We start from the raw sequence: 20,267 nt of genomic DNA on the forward strand, positions 1-20,267 counted from the left end.
GAAGAGACCCGGAGAACACCTGGCGAGTCCCCCGGAACCCCGCCTCCCCATCTCCGTCACGTCCGTCACCTCCCTCACCTCCGTCACGCCCCATGGCGTACGCCCCGTCCGTCACGGGATACTGCCGCCGTCCGGCACACCCCACGGCGGCGGAAGGCCAGAACTCCCTTGAATCACATACGTACTCGGATCGGCGTACTCGGACTGGCGATGGTGGCGGGGCTCTCGGCGGCGCCCACCTCCTCCGCCGCCCCGTCGGCCGCCGGGACCCCCACCGTGGAGGAGCTGCGGCTCGACAGGGCCGCGCCCCAGGAGATCCTGCGGCGCTCCGGATTCGACGCCGTGGCATCGCGGTTCGCGCGGGCGCTGGAGAAGGCCGACTCGTACGCGCGGGCCGAGCGGGCCGCCGTGCAGCAGGGTGCGCGGTTGTGGCGGCGGGCCGTGGACCGGGCGCAGGGCCGGGGTCCGGCGGGCGGGGACCTGAGCAGGGACGACGACCGGCCGCTGTACTGGGCCCGGCTCGGCATGACGCGTGAAATACGGCAGTGGGCGCCGGAGTTCGGACTCACCGACGCCCAACGGAACAGGCTGCTCGCCAGGTTGGAAGCGTCCTCGCGCGGTCAGGACGACCTCCGCTATCCGCGGGCCAAGGGCGTGAAGCGGGTGCTGGTGACCGGCTTCGACCCGTTCACGCTGGACCGTGACGTGCGGATCTCCAACCCGTCCGGGGCCAATGCCCTCGCCCTGGACGGCACCACGATCCGGACCGCGGACGGTCCGGCGCGGGTGGAGACCGCCGTGTTCCCGGTGCGCTGGGAGGACTTCGCCGAGGGCACGGTGGAGCGGACACTGCGGTCGAAGCTGCCCCGGGTGGACCTGTTCACGACCGTCAGCCAGGGCCGGGTGGGCCGGTTCGACGTGGAGCGGACCAACGGCGCCTGGCGCGGCGGCTTCGCGGACAACCGGAATCTCTCGGTCACCGGGACCGTGCCGGTCACCGACCCGGCCTCGCAGCCGCAGTGGACGTCGACGACCCTGCCGTACGCGGAGATCGTCGCCGCCGAAACGGGCCGCTTCCCGGTGTACGACAACACGTCGGTGACCGAGATCCCGGCGGGCGGCACCACCGCGGTCGTACGGCCGGACGGTCCTACACCTGGTTCGACGGCTCGTGCCGGGGGCGGCGGGGACTACCTGTCCAACGAGATCGCCTACCGCGCGACGCTGCTGCGCGACCGGCTCGGGCTGAAGGACAGTCTGCCGGGCGGGCATGTGCACACGCCCGTGCTCCAGTTCGGCACGGGCAACACGGATCCCGCGACCGGGGTGATCACCGACGCGGAGTTCGTACGGAACCGGCTGGACATCATCGCCCAGGTGCGGGCGATCCTGGTGGTGGCGCTGGAGGCGGGGGCCTGACGGGAGCGGCGGCCGGTGGTGGGGCCTGGGGCCTGATGGAGTGGTGGCGGTGGGCGGGGCCCAGGGCCCGGGGCCTGACCGGGAGCGGCGGGGGTGGGCGGGGCCCGGAGGCTGACCGGGGGCGGTGGGTGTCGCTCGGGGGGCGTGGCTCAGCCCTGGGTCGCCGACCGCTGCCTGTTCGCGGCGGCCCTGCCGCCCCGCTCGCCCTCCGTCGTCTCCTCGCCCAGCAGGTCGCGGGCCATCAGGGTGGCGCCCGCGACCGCGCCGGGCATCAGGAAGACGGCGACGAACGGGACGAGGAAGGAGACGGCCAGCGGGGTGCCGAAGCCCCAGATCAGCCTCTTGCGGGAGCGGAGCAGGACGAGGCGCTTGCGGAGGCCGACCCGGCGGCGCTGCATGGCCACCGCCGTCAGCTCCTCGGTGAGGAAGAAGCCGGTGACGAAGAAGCCGATCACCGGGACCGCCGTCTGGCCGACGAACGGGATGAAGCCGAGGGCGAAGAGCAGCAGGCCCCACAGAGCCGCCCTGACGACGATGCGCAGGCTGTCGCGGGCCGAGATCCCCAGCTCCCGCCAGAGCGGCAGGCCCGACTCGGGGGCCGTGCCGTCCGGGGATACGTCACGGTCGACCTTCTCGGAGAGGTTCTCGTAGAAGGGCTGGCCGATGAGCAGGGTGACCGCCGTGAAGGTGACGACGGACAGGAGCAGGGCGAGGGCGAACAGGACGGCGGTGAGCAGGCCGCGGAAGGCTCCCCGCCAGGGGCTGGACCAGTCGTCCGCGAACGGGGTCGCCCAGCCGATCAGGTCGTCGCCGTATATGGCCAGGGCGACGAGGGCCGCCGCGTACACCACGAGGGTGATCAGTCCCGGGAGCAGGCCGAAGCCGTACTGCTTCCCGTGCCTGGCCACCCATCGCTGGCCCTTTATCAAGTAGTTGAAGCCCACCCCGAAGTCACGCATGGGGGAACCTTAACCTCGTTCTCCCGGAGCCCTCACGCCTCCGTCGCGGTCAGCCATCTGCCGATTCCGGCCATCGCGCCGGGGCCGTAGTCCGAGCCGACGCTCCGGACCAGATCGGCGATCGACACCGCGCGCAGCGCGGCTCGCCAGGCCTCGTCCGCGCCGTTCATCGCACGGGCGATCGCGCAGGGCGCGGTGCAGGACTCGGCCGGGGAGGCCAGCGGGCCGCGTTGGCGGATCTCCGTGCAGGCGAAGGCCGGGGCGGGGCCGTCGACCGCCTCGACGACGTCGAGCACCGTGATCGAGGCGGGCTCCCGGGTGAGCACGTAGCCGCCCGCCTTGCCCTGCACCGAGCGCACCAGCCCGGCGCGGGAGAGCGCCTGGAGCTGTTTGGCCAGATAGCTGGCCGAGACGTCGTGCAGTTCCGCCAGCCGCGTGGCGGGGACGGGCTCGTCGACCGAGGTGAGGACGACGCAGCAATGCAGGGCCCACTCGACTCCGCCGGACATCTTCACCCGATCACTGTAACCAGACCCGCTTGACTCGGACAGTGAATGTCCGAGTATATTCTCGGATGAAAGATGTCCGAGTTCGGCGCACCCGGCGCCGCCCTGGCGTTCATATGCCATATTGCGGACATAATCCCCAAGCGAAGGGCATGCCATGAAGTTCGCGGTCATCGGCGGTACGGGACTGATCGGTTCGCAGGTCGTCAGGAACCTGAACGCGGCCGGGCACGAGGCGGTACCGCACTCGCAGTCCACCGGCGTCGACGTCATCAGCGGTCAGGGGCTCGACGACGCGGCGGCGGGCGCGGACGTCATCGTCAACCTGACGAACTCCCCGACCTTCGACGAGGCCTCCCCCGCCTTCTTCCGCACCTCGATGGAGAACCTGCTGGCCGCGGGCCACCGGGCCGGCGTCGGTCACTTCGTCATCCTGTCGATCGTCGGCGTGGACCAGGTCCCCGAACTGGACTACTACAAGGCGAAGGCGCTCCAGGAGGAGATCCTCGCGGCCGGACCGATCCCCTACTCGATCGTCCGCGCGACGCAGTTCATGGAGTTCATCGAGGCGGTGCTGTCCTGGACCACCGACGGGGACACCGTCCGGCTGCCCGCGACGCCGATCCAGCCGATCGCCGCCAAGGACGTCGCCGACGCGGTCGCGGAGGTCGCCGCGGGCGCCCCGATCGGGGGCATCCGCAACATCGGCGGGCCCGAGATCTTCGCGCTGGACGAGCTGGGCCGGATCACCCTGGCCCACAAGGCCGACGGCCGCACGGTGGTGACCGACCCCACCGCGGGCATGTTCGGCGCCGTCAAGGGCGACGTCCTCACCGACAAGGACGCCCACCTCGCTCCCACCCACTACGCCGACTGGCTCTCCTGAGCCACGCCGAAGTCACCGCCACCGCCAGGGCGTTGACAGCGCCCGGTGATGTACGGACGCACGCGGAGGGGTGACCGCGTGCGGGACGGCAACGCCCTCTTGTTGCGGGAGAGTCGAACAGGTACACCTCGCCGTACCGACCCGACCACCGGTCCTGTACGGGTCGGTCCTGTGCCGACCGGTACAGGACCGGCCCCGGGGATCACTCAGGAGGTACGAAGCGTGCGCCTACCGAGACCCGTACTGACCGCCTCTGTCGTCGTCACGGCGACCGGCTCGCTCCTGCTCGTCCCGCACAGCGCCACCGCCGACCGCGATCCCCCGGTGCGCGAGGGATCGGCCCAGGACGGCGCCGCGGGGAACGGCGCCGCGAGGAACTCCGCGAGCACCGCCCGCAACGCGCTCGCCGCCCCCGTCACCGACCTCTCGGGCACGACGGCCGGCTATCCCCGTGAACAGGTCCTCACCCCGGACCCGGAGAACCCGGCCGACAGGTCCGTCAAGCTGGGCCTCACCCCGTACCACGCGATCGCCCCGAAGCTGAACGCCCTGCAACGGCTGGGCGACCGGGTCAGTGTGGAGATCGCGGGCGAGTCGGCGGGCGGCCACCGGCTCTACCTCGTCACCGTCACCGCGCCCGAGTCGGCCCGCGAGACCCGCGCGCAGGAACGGATGCGCGAGCTGATCGAGAACGCGCCGCGGGCGGCGGCCAAGGACCCGGCGGTGAAGAGGACCTACAAGACGCCCGTCTTCTTCAACAACAACATCCACGGCAACGAGTGGGAGGGCACGGACGCCGCCCTCAGGGCCGTCGAGCGGCTCGCGACGGCCAAGGACGCCGGAACCGCCGACCTCCTCGCGCACAACCGGCTGTACTTCAACATCACCGCGAACCCGGACGGCCGGATCGCCGGAACCCGGGCCAACGCCAACGGCTTCGACCTGAACCGGGACTTCATCACCGCCTCGCAGCCCGAGTCCCGGGCGATCCGCCAGATCGGCATCGACAAGCAGCCCGCGGTCATGGTCGACCTGCACGGCTACGTCAACGGCACGCTGATCGAGCCGACGACCCCGCCGCACGGCGAGAACTACGAGTACGACCTCTTCCTCAAGAACACCTACGCCAACGCCCTGGGCATGGAGGCCGCCGTCAACGGCCTTGGCTACACGCCCGCCGAGGACGGTGTGGAGCCCGCGCAGATCCCCTTCCGCGACCAGGAGGAGGGCTGGGACGACTGGCCGCCGATCTTCACGCCGCAGTACGCGGCCTTCCACGGCACGGTCGCCGCGCACACCGTCGAGATCCCGTTGCAGGTGAACAACGCCGCCTACGAGTCGCTGCCGGTGGCGGAGTTGAGGCGGCGCGCCGCCGTCAACGTCGACGTCGCGGACGCGGCCGTCCGCGCGACCCTCGACTTCGCCCGCACGCACCGGAGTTCACTGATCGCCGACCAGATCGAGGTCTTCCGGCGCGGCGCGGAGGGAGCGGCGCAGGTGCCGGTCTCCGCCGAGACGGTCCCCGGCGTCCCGGGCATCGGGCCCGAGGACGTCTACACGACCGAGTTCCCGCGCGCGTACGTCGTTCCGGCGGGCGCGACGCAGCGTTCGGCGACCGCCGCGGCCCGGCTGGTCGACCATCTGCTCGCCAACGACGTCCGCGTCACCCGCGCGACCGGGGCCTTCCGGCTCGCGGGACGGTCGTACCCGAAGGGCAGCTACGTCGTCGACCTGCGGCAGCCCAAGCGCGGCATGGCCAACGTGCTGCTGGCGGACGGGACGGACATCAGCGACAAGGTGTCGGTCATGTACGACATCTCGGGGTGGAGCCTGGGCCGACTGTGGGGCGTGACGGTCACACCCGTGCGCGGCGGCACCAGCCTGGCGGCCGTCCCGCGGCGCCCCGTCGACGCGGCCGCCGGCGTCGGGTACGTCGCGCCGCGCGGCACCCTGCGGCTCCGGCTCGACGACCCGCGGGAGATCGCGGCCCTCAACTCCCTTCTGAAGCAGGGGGTTCCGGTGCGCCTGGCGGCCGACGGCAGTGTGCTCGTGCCGGGTTCGGCGAGGGCGAGGGCGGTCGCCCTGGCCCGCGAGTACGACGTCGCCTTCGACGCGACGAAGGCGACCGGCGGCACTCCGCTGCACCACACCCGGGTGGCCGCCGCCGTCACCCCGGGCGAGCTGTTCGCGCTGCGCGAGATGAACTTCGACGTGGTGCCGGTGTCGACGGCGATCCTCAACGCCGGCTTCGACTGGTCGGCGGCGGATGTGCTGTTCGCGTCGTCGGGGCTCAGCCACACGGGGCTCAACGCGTCCGCACGGGCCGCTCTCGGCGCCTTTCTGGGCACCCACGGCCTGGTGGGGCGGGGAGCGGCCGGCGCGGCGCTCAACGCCGCCACAGGGCTGCTCCCGGTGCGCCCGGTGGCGGCCGACGGTGACGCCAACGGCGTTGTACGGGTGGTGAGTTCGGGCCCGGTGACCGCCGGTGCCCCCGATCACGGCTTCGTCTACGCGCCGCTCTGGTTCACCGACCTCGGCCCCGGGGTGCGCGTGGAGCAGTCGTACGCGACGGGTGATCCGCTGGTCGCCGGGCACTGGCGTCCGCTGGCCGACGGCACGGCCGGGCCCACGGCCGCCGCGGGCCAGGCCTCCGTGGTGAGCGGCCCGCACGCGGTCCTCTTCGGCACCGAGCCGCTCTTCCGCGACCATCCGAAGGGCCAGTTCCCGCAGGTGGGAAGGGCGTTGCTGACAGTCTCCTAGCAAAGTCCGTATGCCGCGAGGCCGCACCCCATGACGCGGGGTGCGGCCTCTGGCGTACGGATCGACCGCCGTCAGACGAGCGTCACAGTGATGTTGCCGCGTGTCGCCTTCGAGTACGGGCAGACCTGGTGGGCCTTTTCGAGCAGTGCCCGAGCCGTCGCCGGGTCCACGTTCGGAACGGCGGCGGAGATCTCGACGATGAGGCCGAACCCGTCCTCGTTCTTGCCTATGCCGACCTTCGCGGTGACGGTCGAGCCGGAGATGTCGGCCTTCTCCTGGCGGGCCACGACACCGAGCGCGCCCTGGAAGCAGGCGCTGTACCCGGCGGCGAAGAGCTGCTCGGGATTGGTGCCGACACCACTTCCGCCCATCTCCTTGGGCGGGTTGAGGACGACGTCGATCTTGCCGTCATCGGTGGTCACCCGGCCGTCGCGCCCGTTCTCTGCGGTGGCGACGGCGGTGTACAGGACGTCCGACTGCTGGATGGACATACGGTGCGTTCCTCCTTGGTCAGCCGCGACTCGCGCCCACGATCGCGACGATTATGGAAAGAAGTTACCGGATGCCGGAAGTCCAGCAGAAGGGCGGGGCGGCGCTCAGAGCTTGACGATCATCTTTCCGATGTTGTCGCCGCGCAGGACCCCGAAGAACGCCTCCAGGTTGTTCTCGATGCCCTCGACGACCGTCTCGCGGTACTTGAGCGCGCCCGAGGCGACCCAGGGGCCGACCTCCTGGACGAACTGCGACTGGAGGTCGTAGTGGTCGCCGACGAGGAAGCCCTCGATGCGGCCGCGGGTCTGGATCAGGCGGGCGAGGTTCTTCGGGCCGGGGGCGGGCTCGGTGTTGTTGTAGACGGAGATCGCACCGCAGACGGCGATGCGGCCGTCCCGGTTGAGCCGGCCGATGGCGGCCTCCAGGTGGTCGCCGCCGACGTTGTCGAAGTAGACGTCGACGCCGTCGGGGGCGGCCTCGCGCAGCTGCGCGTTCACGGGGCCGTTCTTGTAGTTGAACGCGGCGTCGAAGCCGTACTCGTCGAGAAGGAGCTTGACCTTCTCGTCGGAGCCCGCCGAACCGATGACCCGCGAGGCGCCCTTGAGCCGGGCGATCTGGCCGACCTGGCTGCCGACGGCGCCCGCGGCGCCCGACACGAACACCGAGTCGCCCTCCTTGAAGGAGGCGGTGCGCAGCAGACCGGCGTACGCGGTGAGGCCGGTCATGCCCAGCACGCCGAGGTACGTGCTCAGCGGCGCGGCGTCCGGGTCCACCTTGACGGCGTGCTTGGCGTCCACCACGGCGTACTCGCGCCAGCCGAAGAAGTGCAGCACGTGGTCGCCGGCCGCGATGCCCTCGGCGTTGGAGACGACGACCTCGCCGACCGCGCCGCCCTGCATGACCTTGCCCAGCTCGTAGGGGGCGACGTACGACTTGGCGTCGCTCATGCGGCCGCGCATGTACGGGTCCACGGAGACGTAACTGTTCCGCACGAGCACCTGGCCCTCGCCCGGCTGCTCGATCTCCGCCTCGACCAGGGCGAAGTCCGCGGGCACCGGCCTGCCGACCGGGCGGCTCACGAGGGTCCACTCGCGGCTGACGGCGGGGAGCTGGGGGGTGTCGGTCATATGGGTACGCCTCTCTCAACTACTTCACTAACTGAAACAACCATGCTCTTGAATATTTCATGATGTCAAGTAAGCGGTTAGCATTGAACGCATGGCCACGCAGAAGACTCCCCGTATCGACCCGCTGACGCTGGAGGTCGTCGACCTCATCGGCACGGTGGTGGCGCGGTATCACGAGGAGTACGAGGAGGCTGCCGCCGAGCACGCGTTGACCGGGGCGCAGGCGCGGCTGCTGAGCCTGTTGTCGCTGGAGCCGCTTCCCATGCGGCGGCTTGCCCAGAAGCTCAAGTGCGAGCCGTCGAACGTCACCGGGATCGTGGATCGGCTGGAGGTGCGGGGGCTGGTCGAGCGGCGGCCCGATCCGACCGATCGGCGGGTCAAGCTGGCGGCGGCGACGGACGAGGGGCGGCGGGTCGCTCGCGGCCTCCGCGACTCCCTCCGCTTCGCCCGCGAGCCGCTGGCCGGGCTCTCCCGCGAGGAGCGGCTGTCCTTGCGGGGGCTGCTCCAGCGGATGCTCTCGGCGTAGCCGGGGGCAGGGCGTTTTTCGCCCCCTCCGCCCCTGCCCGTCCCGTACTCGGGGGCTCCGCCCCCGAACCCCCGCTCCTCAAACGCCGGAGGGGCTGAAGTTTTTCAGCCCGTCCGGCGTTTGAGGACGAGCGCGTCAGCGCGAAGCGGGGGTCTGGGGGCGGCAGCCCCCAGGAACGGGACGGGAAGGGGCGGAGGGGGCGAAGAAACCCCTACGAGCACCACCACAGGAACTGCGCGCACGTCTCCGAGGGCGTAGGAGACGGGGTCGGGTCCGCCGAGGTGGGGTCCGGGCTCGGGGGCTGGGAGGTGGTGGGGTCCGGCGAGGCCGGGGTCGAGGTCGTGGCGTCGGGGGTCGAGGACGGCGACTGGTCCTGCGGGTCGCTCGACGCGGAGTCGGAGGGGGAGGCGGACACCGACGCCGACGGCGAGGCCGATGAGGAGGCGGACGGCGATCCGGAGGCGGAGGCGCCGGCACCGGAAGAGCCCTCCGCGTCGTCGATCGGGAGAGCGGTCCGGGCCGGAGTCGCGGCACCCCCCTCGGGCGACTCGTCCGCCGTGGAGGCCTGCGGATTGGATCCCGGCCCCTCCACACCGAGCTCGGCAAGGCTCAGCCCACCCGCGGCGAGCAACAGCCCCGCCCCGGCTATCAACGCCCCCCGCCGCCGCTTCCGGTGCGCGGCGGCCTTCCGGTCCCGCCGCCCGGCAGGCCCGGCACCGGACCCCCGCCGCCGCCCACGGGGATGCGCGTCGTCGCCCTCGGGAGTCTCACCGACGTCCTCGTCGGCCTCCGGGCGTGATCCGACGGCGTCCGCGTGCTCGCGGACCTTCTCGGCTGGTGTACCGCACCCCGGGCATGCGAGGGCGCCATTGAGGTGCCTGCGGCACGGGTGGCAGTAGTCCATGACGCCGGAAGACTAGGTTCCCCGCACGTTCCGTTCCTAGTCGGGGCTGTGAATGTTGTGTAGTGAACCATCGGTTCCGGTCGGCCAGTTGGGGACGCCCCCGAACATTCCGCGCCATCGCCGGGCATCCCGCGCCCATCGCGTCGAAACCGTTATGTGTTCGACCCATTGACACCCCCGGGGCCACTTCCTTAGTGTCACGCCAGCATTTCGAACGTGTGACGAAATTTCGAACAGAGCCGAAGAGCACAGGGGGCAATCGCCGTGCGCATCACGGGAATCAGCACACACGTGGTCGGGACACCCTGGCGGAACCTGACCTACGTCCAGGTGCACACCGACGAGGGTGTGACCGGAGTCGGAGAGACCCGCATGCTGGGCCACACCGACGCGCTGATCGGATATCTGCGGGAGGCCGAGGCCAACCACATTCTCGGCTCCGACCCGTTCGCTGTCGAGGACCTCGTCCGGCGGATGAAGTACGGCGACTACGGGCGGGCCGGCGAGATCGTGATGTCCGGTATCGCCGTCATCGAGATGGCGTGCTGGGACATCAAGGGCAAGGCGCTCGGCGTCCCCGTCTGGCAGCTGCTCGGCGGCAAGGTCACCGACAAGGTCAAGGCGTACGCCAACGGCTGGTACACCACGGAGCGGACCCCGGAGGCCTACCACAAGGCCGCACAGGCGGTCGTGGCCCGCGGCTACCGGGCGCTGAAGATCGACCCCTTCGGCACCGGCCACTTCGAGCTCGACCACGCGGCCACCCTCTACTCCGTCTCGCTGATCGAGGCCGTGCGCGACGCGATCGGTCCCGAGACCGAGCTGATGCTGGAGATGCACGGCCGGTTCTCGCCCTCGACCGCCGTCCGGCTCGCCCACGAGCTCGCGCCCTTCAAGCCCGCCTGGCTGGAGGAGCCGGTCCCGCCGGAGAACCTGAAGGCGCTGGAGAAGGTCGCGGCCAAGGTGGACATCCCGGTCGCCACCGGTGAGCGGATCCACGACCGCGTCGAGTTCCGCGAGCTCTTCGAGAGCCAGGCCGTGGACATCATCCAGCCCGACGTCGGTCACATCGGGGGCATCTGGGAGACCCGGAAGCTGGCCGCGACCGCCGAGGCGCACTACGTCCTGGTGGCGCCGCACAACGTGGGCGGTCCCGTCCTGACCGCCGCCTCCCTCCAAGTCGGCTTCAGCACACCGAACTTCAAGATCCTGGAGCATTTCAACGACTTCGCGGACGCGGAGATCAAGAAGGTCGTGAAGGGTGCCCCGGAGGTCGTCGACGGCTACTTCCACCTCTCGGACGCGCCCGGTCTCGGTGTCGAGCTCGACACCGACGCCGCGGCCGAGTTCCCGCAGCAGCAGGCCCGGTTCGACCTGTGGGCGGACGGCTGGGAGCAGCGCAAGCCCAAGGGGTCGCAGTGAGTACGGCGGTCGTCGTCGCGGCGCCGGGCGAGCACCGGCTGATCCGCCACGAGCCCCGGCGGCCGGCGGCGGGCGAGGCGCTGGTGCGCGTGCACGCGGTCGGCATCTGCGGCAGCGACCGCGAGGTCTACCAGGGCAACCGGCCCGAGGGGTACGTCCGTTACCCCCTCACGCCCGGCCACGAGTGGTCCGGGACCGTGCAGGAGGCCGGCGCGGGAGTGCCGGCCGCTCTCGTCGGCCGTAAGGTCGTCGGCGAGGGTTTCCGCAACTGCCAGGTGTGCGACCGCTGCCACGCGGGCGAGACCACGCTGTGCACGGCGGGGTACGAGGAGACCGGCTTCACCCAGCCGGGCGCGATGGCCACCACCCTCACCCTCCCCGCCCGTCTTCTCCATGTCCTGCCCGACGACGCCGACTTGACCGCGGCGGCGCTGCTGGAGCCCGCCGCCTGCATCGCGGCCGCCGCGCTCAAGGCCAACGCGCTGCCCGGCGAACGGGTCGCGGTCGTGGGCACCGGGACGCTCGGGATGTTCGCCGTGCAGTTCCTGAAGGCCGGCTCCCCGGCCGAGCTGCTGGTCGTCGGCACCCGCCCCGACCGCGCGGCGCTCTCCAGGGACTTCGGCGCCACCGACTTCCGTACCAGGGACCAGGAACTGCCCGCCGACTTCGACGTGGTCGTCGAAACCGCCGGGTCGGCGTCCGCCGCGCGCACCGCCGCCTCCCTGCTCAGGCGCGGCGGACGTCTTGTCCTCACGGGTATTCCGGCGCCGGGCGCGGAGGGTCTTGACCCCACCGATCTCGTCGTACGGCAGCTGGAGGTGCACACCGTGTTCGGGGCGCCCCCTGATGCCTGGGCGCACGCGGTGCGGGTGTTCGGTGCCGGGCTCCTGGACCCGCTGCCGATGGTCAGCCACGAGCTGCCGCTCGCCGAGTTCGCCGAGGCCATCGAGCTGGTGGGGTCCGGCGATCCCAAGGTCGGAAAGGTCCTGCTACGCCCATGAACCCGTTCGTTCACCACCGTCCATGAGCCAGATCCTTCCGCTCCCTTGAGCGGTACGCCGGTACGGGGTGCCTGACCACTCCCGTACCGGCGTACACCCACCGACACGAACCGCGTTCGAGATGTCGAACGCACTCCAAGTCAACGAACGCGAAGGACAGCTTGTGACCGACGCCCCGCCTCCGGCAGCCCGTCGACCCGGCGAGCAGGCGCTCGCCGCGCTCGGCCTGGGCGCACCGCCCCTCTCCCCCGCCGACGCCTCGCCGCACACCTTCCCGGGAGGCGGCCGCTGGCGCACCGAGGTTCCCTCCGTCGAGGGCCCCGAGGCGCTCGCCGTGGTCCTCAAGGAGTCCTCGCGGCTCGATGTGCCGATCCACCGGATCAGCCAGGGCAGCGGCGTCTGGATGCTGACCGACTCGGAGATCACCGAGATGGTCGAGGCCACCGACGAACACGACATCGAGCTCTGCCTGTTCACCGGCCCGCGCGGCACCTGGGACATCGGCGGCTCGGTGCGCTCCGACTCACGGGGCGCCGGACTGCGCGCCCGGGGCCACGACGCGGTCGCCGGATGCGTCGAAGACGCGATCAGGGCGACGGAGTTGGGCGTGAAGTGCCTGCTCGTCGCCGACGAGGGCGTGCTGTGGACGCTGCACAGGGCGCGCGTGGCCGGGATCATCCCGGCCGACACGACCCTCAAGCTCTCGGCGCTGGTGGGCCCGGTCAACCCGGCCGCGTACGCCGTCTACGAGCACCTCGGCGCGGACTCCCTCAACGTGCCCAGCGACCTGACGCTCTATCACCTCACCGAGATCCGGCGGGTTTCGGCCGCTCCCATGGACATGTACATCGAGGCTCCCGACGATCTCGGCGGGTATGTGCGGATGTACGAGGTCGCCGAGCTGATCCGGCGCGGCGCACCGCTCTACCTGAAGTTCGGCCTGTCCAAGTCCCCCGGGATCTACCCCTACGGACACCATCTGCGGGACCTGACCCTGAACACGGCCAGGGAGCGGGTGCGGCGCGGCCGGCTCGCCCTGGACCTGCTCGCGCGGCACGGGGCGGACGGCGAAATGGCGCCGCTGGGCTCGCGGTTGCCGGGCGCACTTGTGCGGTTCGAAACGCCCTCATAACGTTCCGGGCCAACCGCTTCACAAAAGACGACGCAGCCGCACACAATCCCACACACCTCTTCTCGGTCGTACCTCGTACTCCCCTCGGACAACGTCCTCGCACCGCCTGACCGAACCGGCACACACATCAAGGATGATGATCATGCGTAACCGCAGAGCCGCACTCGCCGCCATAGCCGGAGCCGCTTCCCTCGCCCTCACCCTCTCCGCCTGCGGGCAGGACAGTGACGGCGGCAGCGAGGACAAGGGGGGCGACGCCAAGGACGCCACCATCGGGATCTCGATGCCCACCAAGTCCTCCGAGCGCTGGATCGCCGACGGGGCGAACGTTGTCAAGAACCTGGAGTCCAAGGGCTTCAAGACCAAGCTGGTCTTCGGCGAGGACGAGCCGGACCAGCAGGTCTCGCAGATCGAGAACATGATCACGCAGGGTGTGGACGCGCTGATCGTCGCCGCGATCGACAACAAGTCGCTGAACAACGTGCTCCAGCAGGCCAAGGACGCCGACATCCCGGTGATCTCCTACGACCGGCTGATCCTCGGCACGAAGAACGTCGACTACTACGCCTCCTTCGACAACGAGAAGGTCGGCGAGCTCCAGGGCTCGTACATCGTCGAGCAGCTCGGCCTGAAGGACGGCAGCGAGAAGGGCCCGTTCAACCTGGAGCTCTTCGCGGGCTCGAACGACGACAACAACACCCGGTACTTCTTCCAGGGCGCGATGACCGTCCTCCAGCCGTACATCGACGAGGGCAAGCTCGTCGTCAAGTCCGGCCAGACGAAGCTGACCCAGGTCACCACGCTGCGCTGGGACGGCGCGACCGCGCAGCGCCGCATGGACGACATCCTCACCGCCTCGTACAAGAGCGGCAAGGTCGACGCGGTGCTCTCGCCGTACGACGGCATCTCCATCGGCATCATCTCGGCGCTGAAGTCGGACGGTTACGGCTCCGCGAGCAAGCCGCTGCCGGTCGTCACCGGCCAGGACGCCGAGGTCGCCTCGGTGAAGTCGATCATCGCGGGCGAGCAGGCGATGACCGTCTACAAGGACACCCGTGAACTGGCCAAGGTGGCCTCGGAGATGGTCGACGCGGTGCTCAACGACAAGAAGCCCGAGACCAACGACACCAAGACGTACGACAACGGCGCGAAGGTCGTTCCCGCGTTCCTGCTGGTGCCGGTGAGCGTCGACAAGGCCAACTACCAGAAGGTCGTCGTCGACTCCGGTTACATCAAGGAAAGCGACCTCAAGTAACCGCCGCACTCTAGGGATTGGAAGGCACGACCATGGCGGGACCCGTCCTGGAAATGCGCTCGATCGTCAAGACCTTTCCCGGCGTCAAGGCGCTGTCGGACGTCACACTGACCGTCCGTCAGGGCGAGGTCCACGCCATCTGCGGGGAGAACGGAGCCGGCAAGTCGACCCTGATGAAGGTCCTCTCCGGCCTGCACCCGCACGGGAGTTACGAGGGGGAGGTCCTCTTCGAGGGAGAGGTCTGCACGTTCAAGGACATCAGGGCCAGTGAGCAGCACGGCATCGTGATCATCCACCAGGAGCTGGCCCTGGTGCCCTACCTCTCCATCGCGGAGAACATCTTCCTCGGCAACGAGCACGCCAAGCGCGGGCTCATCAACTGGAACGAGACCCTGCGGCACGCCTCCCAGCTGCTGCGCCGGGTCGGCCTGAACGACCACCCCGAGACCCGCGTCACCGACATCGGCGTGGGCAAGCAGCAGCTCGTGGAGATCGCCAAGGCGCTGTCGAAGAAGGTGAAGCTGCTCATCCTGGATGAGCCGACCGCCGCCCTGAACGACGAGGACAGCGGCAAACTCCTGGATCTCATACTGGAGTTGAAGAACCAGGGCATCACCTCGATCATCATCTCCCACAAGCTCAACGAGATCCGCAGGGTCGCCGACTCGGTGACCATCCTGCGCGACGGGAAGTCCATCGAGACGCTCGACGTGAAGGCCGCGGAGACCACCGAGGACCGGATCATCAGCGGCATGGTCGGCCGCGACCTCGACCACCGCTTCCCCGACCGCACCCCGTACGAGGGTGAGGTGGGCGCGGCTCCGGCCCTGGAGGTGCGCAACTGGACCGTGCACCACCCCATCGACCAGTCGCGCAAGGTGGTCGACGACGTGTCGATCACCGTCAAGCGCGGCGAGATCGTCGGCATCGCGGGCCTGATGGGCGCCGGGCGCACCGAACTCGCGATGAGCGTCTTCGGGCGCACCTACGGCCGGTACGCGGGCGGCACGGTGCTGCGGGACGGCAAGGAGATCCGTACCAAGACCGTGCCCGAGGCGGTCGGGCACGGGATCGCGTACGTCACCGAGGACCGCAAGCACTACGGCCTCAACCTCATCGACACCATCAACCGCAACATCTCGCTCAGCGCCCTGGGCAAGGTCTCCAGGCGCGGGGTCGTCGACGAGCACGAGGAGCGGCAGGTCTCCGAGGGCTTCCGCAAGTCCATGAACATCAAGGCGCCGACCGTCTTCGAGCCGGTGGGCAAGCTGTCGGGCGGCAACCAGCAGAAGGTCGTCCTCAGCAAGTGGATCTTCGCGGGTCCCGAGGTGCTGATCCTGGACGAGCCGACCCGCGGGATCGACGTGGGCGCCAAGTTCGAGATCTACACGGTGATCGACAAGCTGGCCGCCGAGGGCAAGGCGGTCGTCTTCATCTCCTCCGAGCTGCCCGAACTGCTCGGTATGTGCGACCGCATCTACACCATGGCCGCCGGGCGGCTCACGGGCGAGGTCCCGCGGGCCGAGGCCACGCAGGAAGCGCTGATGCGCCAGATGACGAAGGACAAAGAGGTATCCCGATGAGCACGGATGTGACCGCCAAGAGCCCGGCCCCGGCGCCGCCGGGGAAGTCCGGCGGCTCGGCCGGCGGCGGCCTGCTCCAGCTGGTGCTGGACGGCCTGCGCCGCAACATGCGCCAGTACGGCATGCTGATCGCCCTCGGTCTGATCGTGGCGCTGTTCGCCGTGTGGACCGACGGTGACCTGCTGCTGCCGCGCAACGTCTCCAACCTGGTGCTGCAGAACAGCTACATCCTGATCCTCGCGATCGGCATGATGCTGGTGATCATCGCGGGCCACATCGACCTGTCGGTCGGCTCGCTCACCGCGTTCGTGGGCGCGTTCGCGGCCGTGCTGACGGTGCAGCACGACGTGCCGTGGCCGGTCGCCGTGGTGCTGTGCCTGCTGATCGGCGCGGTGGCGGGCGCGGTGCAGGGGTTCTTCATCGCGTACGGCGGCATACCGTCGTTCATCGTCACCCTCGCCGGCATGCTGATCTTCCGCGGTCTGACGGAGATCCTGCTGGAGGGCCAGACCCTCGGCCCGTTCCCGGACGGGCTGCAGAAGATGGGCAACGGCTTCCTCCCGGAGACCGGCCCGGACACCAACTACCACAACCTCACGCTGCTGCTCGGCATCGCGCTGATCGTCTTCGCGGTCCTCCAGGAGGTCCGCGACCGCAAGCGCCAGCAGGAGTTCTCGCTGGAAGTGCTGCCCAGGAACATCTTCCTGCTCAAGCTCGTCGCCATCGTCGCCGCGATCCTCGTCGTCACGATGCTGCTCGCCAGCTACAAGGGCGCGCCGATCATCCTGCTGGTGCTGGGCGTGCTGGTGGTCGGTTACGGCTATCTCATGCGCAACGCCGTCTTCGGCCGTCACATCTACGCGATCGGCGGCAACCTGCCGGCGGCGAAGCTGTCCGGCGTCCGGGACAAGAAGGTCACCTTCCTGGTCTTCCTGAACATGGGCGCGCTCGCGGCCCTGGCGGGCATGGCGATCGCCGCCCGCCTGAACGCGGCCTCTCCGAAGGCGGGCCTGAACTACGAACTCGAGGCCATCGCCTCGGCGTTCATCGGCGGCGCGTCCATGAGCGGCGGTGTCGGTACCGTCCTCGGCGCGATCATCGGCGGTCTCGTCCTCGGCGTGCTGAACAACGGCATGAACCTCCTCAGCGTCGGCTCCGACTGGCAACAGGTCATCAAGGGCATGGCCCTGCTGGCAGCGGTCGGCTTCGACGTGTGGAACAAACGCAAGGTCGGTTCGTAAGTCCTGTCGTACGGGGGTCCGCAAGGGCCCCCGTACCTATTTCTGGAGCCGCTAGAGATGGAAACGAACAGACGCACGGTCCTCACCGCGGCGGCAGCCGCCGGAATCACCGCCGCCACGCTCGGCGGCACGGCACACGCCACGGGAGGCAGGACGCCGGTGAAGTCGCTCTTCGGCAAGCTCGCCGACGGCACCAAGGTCCACAGCTGGTCCCTGGCGAACGGCGGGACGAGGCTCAAGGTCCTGTCCTACGGCGGGATCGTCCAGTCGCTCGAAGTCCCCGACCGGCACGGCAGGTACAAGAACGTCTCGCTGGGCTTCGACAACATCGAGGACTACGTCGCCTCAAGCCCGTACTTCGGCGCGTTGATCGGCCGGTACGGGAACCGCATAGCCAAGGGCAGGTTCACGCTGGACGGGACCGCCCACCAGCTGTCTGTCAACGACGGCGAGAACACCCTGCACGGCGGCGCCCAGGGCTTCGACAAGCGGGTCTGGGACGTCGAGCCCTTCACCAAGGGCTCCGACGTCGGCCTCCACCTGCACTACACGAGCATCGACGGCGAACAGGGCTTCCCGGGCACGCTCAGGGTCAAGGTGACCTACACGCTCACCCGGCAGGGCGACTGGCGGATCGACTACGCGGCCACCACCGACAAGGCCACCGTCGTCAACCTCACCAGCCACGTCTACTGGAACCTGGCCGGCGAGGGCAGCGGCTCGATCTACGACCACGAGCTGAAGATCGCCGCCGCGCGTTACACACCGGTCGACTCGGGGCTGATCCCCACCGGCGAACTGGCCAGGGTCGCGGGCACCCCCTTCGACTTCCGGCGCGCCAAGACGGTCGGCGAGGACATCCGGGTCGCCGACCAGCAACTGCTGTACGGCAAGGGCCTGGACCACAACTGGGCGCTGGACAAGGGGATCACCGCGAAGCCCGAGCACGCGGCGACCCTGCGGGACCCCTCCTCCGGGCGTACCCTGAAGATCGCCACCACCGAGCCGGGCCTGCAGTTCTACTCCGGCAACTTCCTGGACGGCACGCTGGTCGGCACCGGCGGCCGGATCTACCGGCAGGGCGACGCGCTCTGCCTGGAGACCCAGCACTTCCCGGACTCCCCCAACCAGCCGTCGTTCCCCTCGACCACGCTTCGGCCAGGTCAGACGTACCGTACGAGCACGGTGCACACCTTCGGCAGCTGAGGATTCCGCGGGCGTGGACGGACTTCCGGTCCTCCTGGTTGCCTGTGATCACCAACACTCACGGAATTCACACGAGTTGAACAGCGCCTCCCCCGCATCCGTATGAATGGGTGGCCCGCGCTCCCCCGCGCGGGCCACCCACAGACGTCAGGGCCCGTCCTCCCCACCGGGCCCGCGCCTTACGGAGGTTCCATGGCCGACAACGTCACCTCGCTGTTCCGCAGCACGGCGGCGCACAGCCCCTCGATGGCAGCGCTCACCCGTGAGGGCGGCGAAGGGGCCGGTCCGGTCGACTTCTGTATCCCGTGCAACCCGTACTTCCCGACGCCCGCCATGTTCGACGACCTGGCGGGCCGGTTGCGGGAGATCATCACGTACTACCCGAGCAGCGCCGACACCATCACGGCCGAGCTCTGCAACCTTCTCCAACTACCGCCGCAATGCGTCGCGATGGGCAACGGTTCCACCGAACTGATCACCTGGATCGACCACTTGCTGGTCCGGGAATCCCTCGCGATACCCGTCCCCACCTTCGGCCGCTGGACCGACCAGCCGATGGAGACCGGCAAGCGCGTCGACATGTTCCCGCTCCAGGAGTCCAGCGGGTTCGCCCTCGACCTCGCCAAGTACGCCGAGTTCATCCGCGCCCGCGGCACCCGGGTCGCCGTCATCTGCAACCCGAACAACCCCGACGGCGGCTTCATCCCCCGCCAGTCGCTCGTGCAGTTCATGGACGCGATGGCGGACCTGGACCTCGTCATCATCGACGAGTCGTTCCTGGAGTTCGCCGACGCGGAGCACGATCCCAGTGTCGTCGAGGACGCCGTGATGCGGCCCAACGTCATCGTGCTGCGCAGCCTGGGCAAGAACTTCGGCCTGCACGGCATCCGCTTCGGCTACATGGTCGCCAACCCGGCGCTGGCCGGCAAGGTCCGCTCGATGCTGCCCAAGTGGAACCTCAACTCCTTCGCGGAGACCGTGGTGTTCATGCTCAAGAACCACGGCCAGGAGTACATGCAGAGCCTGCACATGGTCCGCCGCGACCGGCTCGACATGGCCCAGCAGCTCTCTCACCTGCCCGGCCTGACGGTCTACCCGTCGCAGGGCAACTTCCTCTTCGTACGCCTCCCCGTGGGCGCCGAAGGCACGGTGGTCCGGGACCGGCTGCTCACCGAGCACCGCATCCTGGTCCGCGAGTGCGGCAACAAGATCGGTTCGTCCAGCCGCTTCCTGCGGCTCGTGGTGCGCCCCCAGGTGGACGTGCGTCGCCTGGTGTCCGGCCTGGAAGGGGTGCTCTACGGGACCAGGAGGGGAGCCGTCGTGCCCGAGCTGAACAACGCGGCCAACTACAGCTCGGGTACGGCGGCGGTGGACCGGCTGGTCGGCGCCACGAACGGCGCGGGCATGCAGGGGCTCGCGGCGCAGGCCGCGGCGATGCCGAGCCTCGCGCCCGCACAGCCCGTGCAGCAGCCGCAGCCCGTACAGCAGGCCACCTGGCCGCCGCCGGCCGCCGCGCAGGCCCCCGGCGCCATGCCGGGCCTGATACCCGCCGCGCCCGCGGCCGCGATGGCACCGCCGCCGGCCGCCGTCATTCCGCAGCCGCAGGCCGCCCCGATGCCCCAGTACGCCCCGGTCCCGGCCGCCGGACTGCCCGCGTACACACAGACCGGGATGCCGGGCATGGCCGCCGCCGTACAGCCCCAGCAGCCCGGCCCCACCCAGCAGGCCGGTCACCCCAGCGGACTGACCGCCGCCCAGGTCCGCGGCCGCACACAACCAGAACCTCCGCCGCAGGCCATGGGATGGCCGGCAGCGGGAGCGATGTACAACCAGGCGGGTTAGTCGGGC

The 20,267-nt window shown here is 69.9% G+C and carries 17 protein-coding genes; 12 read left to right on the forward strand and 5 right to left on the reverse strand.

What is annotated here, in order from left to right:
- Nucleotides 1–168 precede the first annotated feature (168 nt).
- A complete protein-coding gene (locus tag ACIP79_RS15510; RefSeq protein WP_401223332.1) occupies nt 169–1,419 on the forward strand; it encodes a pyroglutamyl peptidase in 1,251 nt (416 codons plus the stop codon).
- A gap of 149 nt (nt 1,420–1,568) precedes the next feature.
- Here the strand turns inward: ACIP79_RS15510 and ACIP79_RS15515 are convergent, their stop codons facing one another.
- Nucleotides 1,569–2,378 (reverse strand): EI24 domain-containing protein, encoded by an 810-nt coding sequence (locus ACIP79_RS15515; protein WP_401223334.1) that lies wholly within the window; start codon nt 2,376–2,378, stop codon nt 1,569–1,571.
- Nucleotides 2,379–2,410: 32 nt separating this feature from the next.
- Nucleotides 2,411–2,887 carry an RrF2 family transcriptional regulator gene (locus ACIP79_RS15520; protein WP_401223450.1) on the reverse strand — a complete coding sequence of 159 codons (477 nt, stop codon included), beginning with the start codon at nt 2,885–2,887 and terminating at the stop codon, nt 2,411–2,413.
- A 154-nt stretch (nt 2,888–3,041) separates the two neighbouring features.
- On the opposite strand from ACIP79_RS15520, the gene ACIP79_RS15525 reads away from it, so the two are divergent.
- Nucleotides 3,042–3,770: an SDR family oxidoreductase gene (locus ACIP79_RS15525; protein WP_383687037.1), complete on the forward strand. Its 729-nt coding sequence runs from the start codon at nt 3,042–3,044 to the stop codon at nt 3,768–3,770.
- A 222-nt stretch (nt 3,771–3,992) separates the two neighbouring features.
- Nucleotides 3,993–6,530 carry a M14 family zinc carboxypeptidase gene (locus tag ACIP79_RS15530; RefSeq protein ID WP_401223336.1) on the forward strand — a complete coding sequence of 846 codons (2,538 nt, stop codon included), beginning with the start codon at nt 3,993–3,995 and terminating at the stop codon, nt 6,528–6,530.
- Nucleotides 6,531–6,601: 71 nt separating this feature from the next.
- Here ACIP79_RS15530 and ACIP79_RS15535 read toward each other — a convergent pair whose 3' ends face one another.
- Nucleotides 6,602–7,021 carry an organic hydroperoxide resistance protein gene (locus ACIP79_RS15535; protein WP_401223338.1) on the reverse strand — a complete coding sequence of 140 codons (420 nt, stop codon included), beginning with the start codon at nt 7,019–7,021 and terminating at the stop codon, nt 6,602–6,604.
- Between the two features lie 105 nt (nt 7,022–7,126).
- A complete protein-coding gene (locus tag ACIP79_RS15540; protein WP_401223340.1) occupies nt 7,127–8,149 on the reverse strand; it encodes an NADP-dependent oxidoreductase in 1,023 nt (340 codons plus the stop codon).
- A 91-nt stretch (nt 8,150–8,240) separates the two neighbouring features.
- On the opposite strand from ACIP79_RS15540, the gene ACIP79_RS15545 reads away from it, so the two are divergent.
- The gene (locus ACIP79_RS15545; RefSeq protein ID WP_401223342.1) at nt 8,241–8,675 is read left to right on the forward strand and encodes a MarR family winged helix-turn-helix transcriptional regulator; all 435 of its coding nucleotides are present in this window, start codon (nt 8,241–8,243) and stop codon (nt 8,673–8,675) included.
- A gap of 211 nt (nt 8,676–8,886) precedes the next feature.
- Here ACIP79_RS15545 and ACIP79_RS15550 read toward each other — a convergent pair whose 3' ends face one another.
- On the reverse strand, nt 8,887–9,579 hold the full coding sequence (locus ACIP79_RS15550; protein ID WP_401223343.1) for a hypothetical protein: 693 nt from the start codon (nt 9,577–9,579) through the stop codon (nt 8,887–8,889).
- Nucleotides 9,580–9,843: 264 nt separating this feature from the next.
- On the opposite strand from ACIP79_RS15550, the gene ACIP79_RS15555 reads away from it, so the two are divergent.
- From ACIP79_RS15555 to ACIP79_RS15590, 8 genes are all read left to right on the forward strand, one after another.
- The gene (locus ACIP79_RS15555; protein ID WP_383684005.1) at nt 9,844–11,001 is read left to right on the forward strand and encodes a mandelate racemase/muconate lactonizing enzyme family protein; all 1,158 of its coding nucleotides are present in this window, start codon (nt 9,844–9,846) and stop codon (nt 10,999–11,001) included.
- The gene (locus tag ACIP79_RS15560; RefSeq protein WP_401223345.1) at nt 10,998–12,002 is read left to right on the forward strand and encodes a zinc-binding dehydrogenase; all 1,005 of its coding nucleotides are present in this window, start codon (nt 10,998–11,000) and stop codon (nt 12,000–12,002) included. Before ACIP79_RS15555 ends, ACIP79_RS15560 begins: the two co-directional genes overlap by 4 nt.
- Before the next feature lie 163 nt (nt 12,003–12,165).
- Complete coding sequence (locus tag ACIP79_RS15565; RefSeq protein WP_401223347.1) at nt 12,166–13,134, forward strand: hypothetical protein; 969 nt, start codon at nt 12,166–12,168, stop codon at nt 13,132–13,134.
- A 142-nt stretch (nt 13,135–13,276) separates the two neighbouring features.
- Complete coding sequence (gene chvE / locus ACIP79_RS15570; RefSeq protein ID WP_383684010.1) at nt 13,277–14,389, forward strand: multiple monosaccharide ABC transporter substrate-binding protein; 1,113 nt, start codon at nt 13,277–13,279, stop codon at nt 14,387–14,389.
- Between the two features lie 32 nt (nt 14,390–14,421).
- The gene (gene mmsA, locus ACIP79_RS15575) at nt 14,422–15,972 is read left to right on the forward strand and encodes a multiple monosaccharide ABC transporter ATP-binding protein (protein WP_401223349.1); all 1,551 of its coding nucleotides are present in this window, start codon (nt 14,422–14,424) and stop codon (nt 15,970–15,972) included.
- On the forward strand, nt 15,969–17,213 hold the full coding sequence (gene mmsB, locus ACIP79_RS15580) for a multiple monosaccharide ABC transporter permease (protein ID WP_401223350.1): 1,245 nt from the start codon (nt 15,969–15,971) through the stop codon (nt 17,211–17,213). The genes mmsA and mmsB overlap by 4 nt, the downstream gene beginning before the upstream one ends.
- A gap of 57 nt (nt 17,214–17,270) precedes the next feature.
- On the forward strand, nt 17,271–18,419 hold the full coding sequence (locus ACIP79_RS15585) for an aldose epimerase family protein (RefSeq protein WP_401223351.1): 1,149 nt from the start codon (nt 17,271–17,273) through the stop codon (nt 18,417–18,419).
- A gap of 192 nt (nt 18,420–18,611) precedes the next feature.
- Complete coding sequence (locus tag ACIP79_RS15590) at nt 18,612–20,261, forward strand: pyridoxal phosphate-dependent aminotransferase (protein ID WP_401223353.1); 1,650 nt, start codon at nt 18,612–18,614, stop codon at nt 20,259–20,261.
- Nucleotides 20,262–20,267 lie beyond the last annotated feature (6 nt).

The organism is Streptomyces sp. NPDC088747, assembly GCF_044751025.1.
GTDB lineage: Bacteria > Actinomycetota > Actinomycetes > Streptomycetales > Streptomycetaceae > Streptomyces.